Annotated in this window: 9 protein-coding genes; all 9 read right to left on the reverse strand. The window is 72.3% G+C overall.

What is annotated here, in order from left to right; all coding sequences use genetic code 11:
* Positions 1-96: hypothetical protein (locus ABZX90_RS42030; RefSeq protein WP_355211838.1), on the reverse strand; the 96-nt coding region annotated here is incomplete at its 3' end.
* Between the two features lie 54 nt (positions 97-150).
* Entirely contained in the window at positions 151-717 is a 567-nt protein-coding gene (gene ilvN / locus ABZX90_RS42035) for an acetolactate synthase small subunit (RefSeq protein ID WP_351133840.1), read from the reverse strand.
* A 14-nt stretch (positions 718-731) separates the two neighbouring features.
* Positions 732-2,612 (reverse strand): acetolactate synthase large subunit, encoded by a 1,881-nt coding sequence (locus ABZX90_RS42040; protein ID WP_355213524.1) that lies wholly within the window; start codon positions 2,610-2,612, stop codon positions 732-734.
* A 57-nt stretch (positions 2,613-2,669) separates the two neighbouring features.
* Positions 2,670-3,458, reverse strand: coding sequence for a 4'-phosphopantetheinyl transferase superfamily protein (locus ABZX90_RS42045; protein ID WP_355213525.1), 789 nt, complete (start codon positions 3,456-3,458; stop codon positions 2,670-2,672).
* A 40-nt stretch (positions 3,459-3,498) separates the two neighbouring features.
* Positions 3,499-4,815, reverse strand: a complete 1,317-nt coding sequence (locus ABZX90_RS42050; RefSeq protein ID WP_355213526.1) for an MFS transporter — start codon at positions 4,813-4,815, stop codon at positions 3,499-3,501.
* The gene (gene argH / locus ABZX90_RS42055) at positions 4,812-6,278 is read right to left on the reverse strand and encodes an argininosuccinate lyase (RefSeq protein WP_355213527.1); all 1,467 of its coding nucleotides are present in this window, start codon (positions 6,276-6,278) and stop codon (positions 4,812-4,814) included. The genes ABZX90_RS42050 and argH overlap by 4 nt, the downstream gene beginning before the upstream one ends.
* Positions 6,279-6,450: 172 nt before the next feature.
* A complete protein-coding gene (locus ABZX90_RS42060) occupies positions 6,451-7,707 on the reverse strand; it encodes an ATP-grasp domain-containing protein (RefSeq protein WP_355213528.1) in 1,257 nt (418 codons plus the stop codon).
* Complete coding sequence (locus tag ABZX90_RS42065; RefSeq protein ID WP_351133827.1) at positions 7,704-8,756, reverse strand: cysteine synthase family protein; 1,053 nt, start codon at positions 8,754-8,756, stop codon at positions 7,704-7,706. Before ABZX90_RS42065 ends, ABZX90_RS42060 begins: the two co-directional genes overlap by 4 nt.
* A 1-nt stretch (position 8,757) precedes the next feature.
* A complete protein-coding gene (locus ABZX90_RS42070) occupies positions 8,758-9,675 on the reverse strand; it encodes a kinase (protein WP_355213529.1) in 918 nt (305 codons plus the stop codon).
* Positions 9,676-9,724: the final 49 nt, after the last annotated feature.

A 9,724-nucleotide genomic window follows, 5' to 3' on the forward strand; every position in this document is an offset into this window, starting at 1 on the left:
GTGGGCGTGGCCCTGGCTGCCGTAGCCGATGACCGCGACCTTGCGGCCCTGGATGATGGACAGGTCGGCGTCGTCGTCGTAGAACAGCTCGGCCATGAAGTAACTCCGTATTCCTTATGGGTAAGTGGGTATTCGGGTGGCTGGACGGCGTCAGGCGCTCTGCGCGGCCCTCGCCGTGGTGGCCGAGGTGATGCGTACCGTGCGGGTCTCGCGGACGCCACGTTCCGTCAGGGAGCGGGAGCCGCGGCCGATGGCGATCGCGCCGGACTGCACCAGCTCCTTGATGCCGAACTGGGCGAGCATCCGCAGCATCGCGTCGAGCTTGTCACCGGCCCCGGTGGCCTCCAGCGTCACCGCGTCGGGGGCCACGTCCACGGTCCGGGCGCGGAACAGGTCGGCGATCTCGATGATCTGGGAGCGCGTGGTGTTGTCGGCGCGCACCTTCACCAGGACGAGTTCGCGCTGGACCGCGCCCGAGGCCTCCAGCTCGGCGACCTTCAGTACGTTGACGAGCTTGTTGAGCTGCTTGGTCACCTGCTCCAGGGAGAGTTCGTCGTCGACGCGGACGACGACCGTGACCCGGGACAGGTCCGGGTGCTCGGTGGTGCCCACGGCGAGCGAGTCGATGTTGAAGCCGCGCCGCGAGAACAGGGCCGCGATCCGGGCCAGGATGCCGGGGGTGTTCTCGACCAGGACGGAGAGCGTGTGCTGGGACATGTCGGAGGGTCCTCTCAGTCGTCCGCGGCGTCGCCGAAGTCGGGACGCACGTCACGGGCGGCCATGATGTCGTCGTTGGAAGTGCCGGCCGGGATCATCGGCCACACCATCGCGTCCTCGTGGACGATGAAGTCCACCACCACCGGACGGTCGGTGACCGAGTTGGCCTTGTCGATGACCGCGTCCAGCTCGTCCGAGGACTCGCAGCGCAGGCCCACGCAGCCCATCGCCTCGGCGAGGAGGACGAAGTCCGGGACGCGGGTGCCCCGGTTGGCGGCGGAGCCCACGCCCCGGGTGGAGCCGGTCGCGGCGTTGGTCGCGCCGTCGTGCAGCACGGTGTTGGAGAACCGCGCGCCGTAGAAGAGGTTCTGCCACTGGCGGACCATCCCGAGGGCGCCGTTGTTGATGACGGCGACCTTGATCGGGATGTTGTTCAGGGCGCAGGTGACGAGTTCCTGGTTGGTCATCTGGAAGCAGCCGTCGCCGTCGACCGCCCACACGGTGCGGTCGGGACGCCCGGCCTTGGCACCCATCGCGGCCGGCACCGCGTAGCCCATCGTCCCGGCGCCGCCGGAGTTGAGCCAGGTGCCCGGCTCCTCGTGCGGCAGGAACTGCGCCGCCCACATCTGGTGCTGGCCCACCCCGGAGGCGAACAGGGTTCCGTCAGGGGCGAGTCGACCGATGCGTTCGATGACCTGCTGCGGGGAGAGCGAGCCGTCGGCGGGCAGCTCGTAGCCGCGGGGGTAGGTGTCCCGCCAGCGGCCCAGGTCCTGCCACCAGGCGGTGTGGTCGCCCGCGTCACCCTCCTTGTACTCCTCGCGTACGGCGGCCGCCAGTGCGCTGATCACCTCGCGGGCGTCGCCGACGATCGGCACGTCGGCGGCGCGGTTCTTGCCGATCTCCGCCGGGTCGATGTCGGCGTGTACGACCTTGGCGAAGGGCGCGAAACTGTCGAGCCTTCCGGTGACCCGGTCGTCGAAGCGGGCGCCGAGGGCGACGATCAGGTCGGCCTTCTGCAGGGCCGCGACGGCGGGCACGTCGCCGTGCATGCCGGGCATGCCCAGGTGCTGCGGATGGCTGCCGGGGAAGGCGCCGAGTGCCATCAGCGTGGTGACCACGGGGACGCCGGTCAGCTCGGCGAGGTCGCGCAGTTCGGCGGTGGCGTGCGCCTTGAGGACGCCTCCGCCGACGTAGAGGACCGGCCGCTCGGCCGAGGTGATGAGCCGTGCCGCCTCGCGGACCTGCCGGGGGTGCGGGCGGGTCCGCGGACGGTAGCCGGGCAGCTGGACGGCCTGGGGCCAGGAGAAGACGGTCTGCGCCTGGAGGGCGTCCTTGGTGATGTCGACCAGAACCGGGCCGGGGCGGCCGGTGGAGGCCAGGTGGAAGGCCTCCGCGATCGTCCTCGGGATGTCCTCGGCACTGGTGACGAGGAAGTTGTGCTTGGTGATCGGCATGGTGATGCCGACGATGTCCGCCTCCTGGAAGGCGTCCGTGCCGATCGCCCTCGACGGCACCTGGCCCGTGATCGCCACGAGCGGTACGGAGTCCATGTGGGCGTCGGCGATCGGCGTGACGAGGTTGGTCGCGCCGGGGCCGGAGGTCGCGATGCAGACGCCGACCTTGCCGGTGGCCTGCGCGTAGCCGGTGGCCGCGTGGCCGGCGCCCTGCTCGTGCCGGACCAGGACGTGGCGGAGCCTGGTCGAGTCCATCATCGGGTCGTAGGCGGGGAGGATCGCCCCGCCGGGAATCCCGAACACGGTGTCCGCGCCCACCTCTTCGAGGGAGCGGATCAGGGACTGGGCGCCGGTCATCGGCTCGGTCGGGGCGGAGACGGACTCCTGGGCCCGCATCCGTGGAGGGTGGGCCGCGGGGGCCTGCTGCACAGCGTTCGACATCGTCGATTCCCAAGGTTCGTAGGGCTGTTGGCGTGGGTGAGAGAGTGATGTGCGCGGTCAGGTGAGGGTCCCTCCCGTCAGAAGCACGGGTGGGGGCGCGCGTACCAGGTCGGCCGCCTGCGGTCCGAAGAGCCGGGTGACGGTCGGGCCGGCCGCGGTGAGTTCGCCGCGTACCGCCACCGCCGCCGCGTAGCCCCGGTCCACCGGAACGTCCAGCAGGGTCCAGCCGGACGGCGGGTACGGCCCTCCAGGTGCCCCGGAGCCGATGTAGTCGAGGGACGGATCGCGTCCCAGTCCGGTGCCGAGGCCTTTGAGGTAGGCCTCCTTGCGGGTCCACAGCCTCGCCAGCGCGCGGGGCCGCAACGCCGGTGCGAGAGCGGCCAGTTCCTCCTGCTCGGCCACGTGCAGCATCGAGGCCAGTTCGGCGGTGGCCGTCTGGTCCGACACCAGGTCCACATCCACGCCGATCGGCGCGACGGCCGTACCGACGAGGGCGAGATCACCACGATGGGAGAGCGAGAAGAACAGGTCGTCACGGCCCGCGCCGAGCACGGTGGGCCGGCCGTGCGGGCCGCCGCAGCAGGGACACGTGTCCCTGCCGAAGTGGATCTCATCGGGGCGCAGGCGCAGATACGCCCCGAGGAGCCGCCGCAGTGCGACATGCGCGGCCGTGAACCGGGTTCGGTCGGCCGTGTGCATGAGGGCGGCGGCGCGTCGGCGCTCGGTCGCATCGAGCACCGCCTCGTCCAGGATGCCGACGGGGACATCCGAGACCCTCAGGAGCCAGAGGTCGAGTGAGCCAGGGGGTGGCAGCTCACGGGCGACCCACGGCAGTGTTCCTTCCACGGGGTCTCTCCTGTTCGTACTCGAAGGGGCCGGTCGGGCCTCATGAGCCACCGGGTGCGGTGGCCGGCGCGGTGGGCAGGTCGTGCCGTGCGCGCAGGGGACCGATCAGCAGCAACAGGGGGCTGACCGCGAGACCGGCGGTCAGCAGCCACAGCGTCGGCCTGAGCCCGAGCGCCGTGCCGAGCACGCCACCGAGCAGGGAACCGAACGGAATGGCGCCGAAGTTGGCCACCGAGATGCAGGCCGTGATGCGGCCGAGCAGCTGGGGTGGGCAGTACCGCTGGCGGAACGCGCCCTGGATCACATTGGCGAGGACCACACCGAGGGCGAGGAGGGCGCTGCCGACCGCGAGCGCGGCGAGCATCCAGCCCTTCCCGGCCATCGGGATCAGCAGGGCGAAGGGGGCCGTGGCGGCGGTGGCCACCAGCAGTCCGCGTGCGGTGCCCCAGCGGGCGGTGACCCGCTTGGCACCCGTCGCGCCGAGGAGGCCGCCGACGCTGCTGGAGGCCAGCAGCCAGCCGATGGCGCTCTCGGGCACATCCAGCTGCCGGATCATGAAGACCGGCAGGATCGCCTGATACGCCGTCAGCAGCAGGTTGGTGACGGTGCCGTAGGCAGTCAGCACACGCAGGTACGGGTCGCGCACCGTGTGCTGGAGGCCCTCGCGGATGTCCTGGCGCAGCGGGGTGCGCTCCGGGGGCCGCTCGGGCCGGGGTTCCCGGCTGCGGATGCCGAGCAGGCACAGCGCCGAGAAGAGGAAGGTGCCGGCGTTGACCAGCAGGCCCGACACGGCGCCGAAGCCCTGGGCGAGCAGACCGCCGCCGCCGAGTCCGGCGACCTGGGCCACCGACTCGCTGCCCTGCAACTTGGCGTTGGCCTCCTGGAGTTGGTCCCGGTCCACGATGGAGGGCACGTACACCTTGTACGAGATCCCGAAGAACACCGCGGCGAGGCCGTTGAGGAGGGCCACGACGAGCAGGTGGGTCATGGTGAGCATGCCGAACCAGGCTGCGACGGGCACGCTCGCGAGCAGCACCAGCGAGCCGAGGTTGCACACCAGCATCAGCGGGCGGCGGCGCATGCGGTCCACCCAGGCGCCGGCCGGCAGGCCGATCAGCAGCCAGGGCAGCCAGGGTGCGGCGGCCAGCACACTCACGCTGAGCGTGCTGGCGTTCAGGGTGACCACGGCGACCAGGGGCATGGCGACCGTGGTGATGTTGATGCCGACCCGGTTGGTCGTCTCGCCGAGCCAGAGAAGGCGGAAGTCGCGGTGCCGGGACAGGTCGGGGCGGGGGGTGGCGACCGTGGTGGTCGGAGTGGTGTCCATGGTCTCTCTCCTGGTGGTGTCCGTGCTCATGCCGCTGCCGCCTTCTGTACGGCCTCGGTGAGTTGGGCCCCGGCGTCCGACCAACGGTTTCGGCGGGCGGTCGACTCGGCGCGGTGGGCGGCGAGTTGGCGGCGCAGTGGTGGCAGCCCGTCCGTCCCCGGCCCGCCTCCGTGGGCGCAGGCGGCGGCCACGGAGGCGGGGGCGAGGTCGGGGGCGAGGGCGCCCTCGAAGCGGGCGGTCTCCTCCAGGGAGCGGCCGGAGTCGAGCGCGGCCAACACGGTCTCGCCGACCAGGTGGTGCGCGGCCCGGAACGGCATGCCCTCCAGGACCAGCCGTTCCGCCAGATACGTCGCCGCGGTGAACCCCTCGCGGGCCCGCGAGGCCATCCGCTCCGGCCGCGGCTCGGTGCCCGCCACCACCAGCCGCAGCAGCGTCACGGCATCGGTCGTGTCGCTCAGGCCGGGCCACAGGTGGCGCATGGCCTCGGTGCCGACGGCGATGGCGTTGGTGTAGCCGGCGGTGGTCATGGCCGAGGCCGCGCCCACGAAGGCGCCGAGGCTCGCGGTGGAGCGGCCCTGGATGTGTTCGAGCAGGAACGGGTTGCGCTTCTGCGGCATCATCGAGCTGGAGCCGACCAGGGTGTCGGCCACCCGCAGCAGCGCCGCCTCCTCGGACGTCCACACGCTCAGGTCGCGGGCGACCCGGGCGAGCGTGACGCCGAGCATCGCGGACGTGGAGAGAAGGTTCAGAGCGAAGTCCCTGGAGGCCACGGCGTCCACCGAGTTGGGGGCGGCCTCGGTGAATCCCAGGAGCTGGGCGGTACGTTCGGGGTCGACGGGCACGGACGTGCCGCCGATGGCGCCGGCGCCGAGCGGATTGACGTCCAACTGGCGTCCGGCATCCAGGAGTTGGCCGTAGGCGCGCAGCACCGCGACGGCGACCCCCGTCAGATAGTGCCCGTAGGTGATCGGTACGGCGGGCTGGCCGTGGGTGTACGCCGGCATGGTCACGTCCGCATACCGGTCGGCCTTTTCCATCAGTGCGGCGGCCAGCTTGTCCACCGCGTCCAGCAGGGCCAGGTAGGGGGTGCGGGCCTTCAGACGGGCGGTGGTGGCGTTGAGGTCGTTGCGGGAGCGGCCGGTGTGCAGGATGCCGCCGGTCTCGTCGCCCAACTGCTCGATCAGGAAGCCCTCGTAGGCCAGATACACCCCGCGCGGCATCGGACGCCCGCGCACCGGACCGAAGTTCCCGGCACGCAGCTGTTCCACGGCCCGCAACAGTGCGGCGGCCCGGGCGGGCTCCACGACTCCGCGCTCGCTGAGCATGATCAGGTGGGCCCGGTCGACCTCGCTGATACGGCGCAGTTCGCTGCCCAGCGGATCCGCCGACTCCTCGGACACGTACTGGTCGTAGACGATGGCGTGCGCCTCGGGATCCAGGGCGGAGCTGAGCCGTCCGGTGGCGACTCCGTCACGCGCGGGGGCGGTGGTCATACGAGGTCCTTGGGGGTGAGAAGCGATCGGCACCGGTGTCCCCGGCACCCGGAGGGGCGCGGGGACGGGGTGTCGTGGTGACGCGAGGTGCGAGCACCGGGACGCGCGGGGACGACGAGGCCGTATGCCGATCGGGCCGCCCTCGCGTCGGTCCCGTGCCTGCTCACGGCGGTCACGTCAGCGCCTCCTGCCGTTCCGGTGCCGGGTACGACACCGCCTCCGCGAGCGCGGTGACGCCCTGGGCCGCCGCGTCGGCGGCCCCGGTCGGGTGGTCCGCGAGGGCGATGACGTGGCCGAGGCGGCCGCGGAAGTCGGTGGCGGGGCCGACGGGTTCGCCGGGTGCCCGGTAGAGGGCCGCCTCGACGACGCCCGGGACGCGGCGGGCGCGTGCGGTGGCCTCGGAGGAGTCGGGGGCGAGGCTGCCGTCACGGTCGGCGGTGAGGAAGCGGATCGAGGCGCGGCCGTACCTGCCGCGCTCCGGGTCGGCCGGGCGGCCGAGCGCGGCCAGCACCTGCGCGCGCACCAGGTCGACGCCGCAGGCCCTGCGCACCAGTTCGGGGATCATGCCCCCGGCCAGCCGCGGGTTGACCTCGATGATCTTCGCGACGGGACCGTCGAGCCGTAGCTCCACATGGGCCGCGCCCCAGCCGAGACCGAGGGCCGTGACGGCGCGCACCGCGGTCCGGCGCAGCTCGCGCTCCAGGTCCGCCGGGAGCGTCGCCGGCACGTCGTGGCCGACCTCGACGAACGCGGGCAGCGGGCCGACGCGCTTGGCGACGGTCACCACCGCCTCGGTGCCGAACACCTCGACCGAGAACTCCGCGCCGGTCAGGTACTCCTCGACCAGGATCCGGCCGGGTGTCGCCACCCCGCGCTCGTTCGTGGTCTCCGCCAGCAGCTTGCGCGCGTGCCCGGCGACCTCGTCGAGGCCGGCGCACAGCCGCACGCCCAGGCTGCCGGAGCCCTGCACCGGTTTGACCACGACGGGAAGACGGGTCGCCGCCGCGGCCGACACCGCCGCTTCCACCCGCTCCACGACCGCGAAGCCCGGCACGCCCACCCCGGCCGCGGCGAGGATCCGCCGCTGCCGGGCCTTGTCCCGCACGGCCCGCACCGCGTCGGCCGAGGGGCCGGGAAGGCCGAGGCGGGCGGCAAGCGCCGCCGCGGCCGGGACGTAGTACTCGGAGCTGGTCAGCACGCCCGCGATCGGCGACTCGGCGGCCAACGCATCGGCCGCCGCCCGTAGTTCGCTCTCGTCGGAGGTGTCCACGACCACGGTCCGCAGACCGTCCTGGGCCGCGTAGGGATAGCGCGCCGGGTCCGTGCTCAACAGGACGGGAACCACTCCGAGTTCGGCCGCCCGTCGCGCGAACAGTCGCCCGGTGCCGGTGGTGTTGGACTCCACCAGGAGCAGCAGTCCCCCGCTCATGAGGTGATCTCCGGCATCATCACGTCGTCGAAGCCGCGCCGCGCCCACAGCAGCCGGGACCAGACCGGCGGCGCGTCCAGCGGGTGCTCCACGGTGACCGGGCCGCCGCCCGGCGCGGGCGCCGGGACGATGTTCTGCGCGCTCAGCCAGACGTCGTTGTAGACGGTGGACTGGTAGCGGTAGCCCTCGTCGGGCAGCACCATCACCACCGTGCTGTCCGGGTTCCGTGCCGCCCACCAGGACGCCACCTGGAAGGAGGCGCCGCTGGTGGGGCCCATGAACAGGCCGTGGGTGCGGTACAGCTCGTGCGTCGCGTGGAACGCCTCCGCGGCGGTCACCCAGTGCGCCTCGTCGTACGCCGAGTGCCGCACGTTGCCCGGGTGGATGCTGCTGCCCAGACCGCGCAGGGTGCGCGGGGCGTCCGGGGTGCCGAAGATGATGCTGCCGTGGGTGTCGACGCCGGCCAGGTGCAGCTGCGGGTTGGCGGGCCGCAGGGCGGCGGCGAGCCCGCCCGTCGAACCGCCCGAACCGACCGGCCCCACCAGGCAGTCGACGGCGCCGACCGTGTCACCGATCAGGTCGGCGACGATCCCGTACGCCCCCGGGTTGTCGGGGTTGTCGTACTGGCCGGGGACGAACGCGTCCGGCCGCTGCCGGCACAGCTCGGCCACCCGGGCCAGCCGGGCGCCCTGGATGCCGCCGGGCTGGCCGGTGTGCTCGACGATCTCCACCGTCGTGCCGAGCATCTCCAGTCGGGTGCGCAGCTCCTGGTCGATGGCGGAGTCGCCGACGATGGTCAGCGGGTAGCCGCGCAGCCCGCACACCATGGCGAGGCCCAGCGCGAAGGTGCCGGAGGAGGTCTCGATGACCGGGGTGCCCGGGGTGAGCACCCCGGCGGCCTCGGCCCGGTCGATGATGTAGCGGGCGGGCAGCAGCTTCATCAGGGTGAAGGCCGCGGCGTAGAGGTTGTCGCTCACCTTGATGATGCGTGGCAGCTCGGTGGCCTCCACGATCGAGGAGTGAGCCTTGGGGAGGATCGTCGTCGTCATGTCAGTCACCCGTTGTGTAGTTCCACTGCTCGTCGATTCCGGTGCCGCGCAGGAGTTCCTGCGCCCGTGCGGTGCGCGCCTCGACCTCGGGGTCGTCCCGGTCGAAGAGGAGCCCCGCGATGTCCCCGCTGTGTGCCACCTGCACGCCGACGGCGCCGCAGGTCCGCTGGATGGCCCGGATCCGGTCGAAGCCCGGAACCGGCAGATGTCGCTGGTTGATCTCCGCGCTCGCCGTCGCCACCGAGCCGAGCAGGGCGACGTCCTTCATCTGGATGGCCTCGCGCAGCATGTCCCGCAGGAGGGCGAACCGCTCGACCTCGGCCCCGTCGTAGCGGGCCGGTGGGAGGGCCAGGGTGTCGACGCCCTTGCCGCGGTTGGACGGCCGTGAGCCGAAGCCCAGGACCCGCAGCGGCGGCATCCGGTAGCCGAAGTCCTCGATGACGGTGCCCTCGCGCTGGGCGAACAGCACGGTGGAGTCCTCGAACATCAGCGAGTCGGAGGCGGTCTCCGCGCGCACCGCCAGCCGGGCCACCACCCGCGGCGGCAGCGGATCGGTGAACGCGTCCTTCACGGCCCAGATGGCCGACAGCACATCGCTGGTCGAGGAGCCGAAGCCGCGGCACAGCGGCACGTCCCCGGTCAGCTCCAGATGTCCGCCGACCGCTCCGGCGTCCGCCGGCACCAGCTCCCGCAGGGCGAGTTCGGCCGCGCGCCGCGCCTTTCCCTTCCAGCCCGGCGACACGGTGACCTCGGTGCCGGGTGCCGGCGTGAAGGTCGCCCGGGTCGTGTGAAGGGTGCTGGGCAGCGTCACGAGCCCGCGCACGGAACCCTCTCGGCCGGTGAAGACACCCTGCAGAATCTCGCCGTGATGGACGGGGGCCGAAGCTGCCCCGACACGCCAGTCGGAATGATCCACCATGTCCTTGACCTTCTGTTGCCGGTGAAGCCGTGACCTGCGGACACCATCA

Origin of the sequence: Streptomyces sp. NPDC002935 (genome assembly GCF_040611295.1) — a bacterium.
Classification (GTDB): Bacteria; Actinomycetota; Actinomycetes; order Streptomycetales; family Streptomycetaceae; genus Streptomyces.

Excerpts from the sequence above, each read along its gene's own strand:
- ABZX90_RS42050 (WP_355213526.1), bottom strand. The coding sequence starts at position 4,815 with ATGAGCACGGACACCACCAGGAGAGAGACCATGGACACCACTCCGACC.
- ABZX90_RS42040 (WP_355213524.1), bottom strand. The coding sequence starts at position 2,612 with ATGTCGAACGCTGTGCAGCAGGCCCCCGCGGCCCACCCTCCACGGATG.
- argH (WP_355213527.1), bottom strand. The coding sequence starts at position 6,278 with ATGACCACCGCCCCCGCGCGTGACGGAGTCGCCACCGGACGGCTCAGC.
- ABZX90_RS42060 (WP_355213528.1), bottom strand. The coding sequence starts at position 7,707 with ATGAGCGGGGGACTGCTGCTCCTGGTGGAGTCCAACACCACCGGCACC.
- ABZX90_RS42070 (WP_355213529.1), bottom strand. The coding sequence starts at position 9,675 with ATGGTGGATCATTCCGACTGGCGTGTCGGGGCAGCTTCGGCCCCCGTC.
- ABZX90_RS42065 (WP_351133827.1), bottom strand. The coding sequence starts at position 8,756 with ATGACGACGACGATCCTCCCCAAGGCTCACTCCTCGATCGTGGAGGCC.
- ilvN (WP_351133840.1), bottom strand. The coding sequence starts at position 717 with ATGTCCCAGCACACGCTCTCCGTCCTGGTCGAGAACACCCCCGGCATC.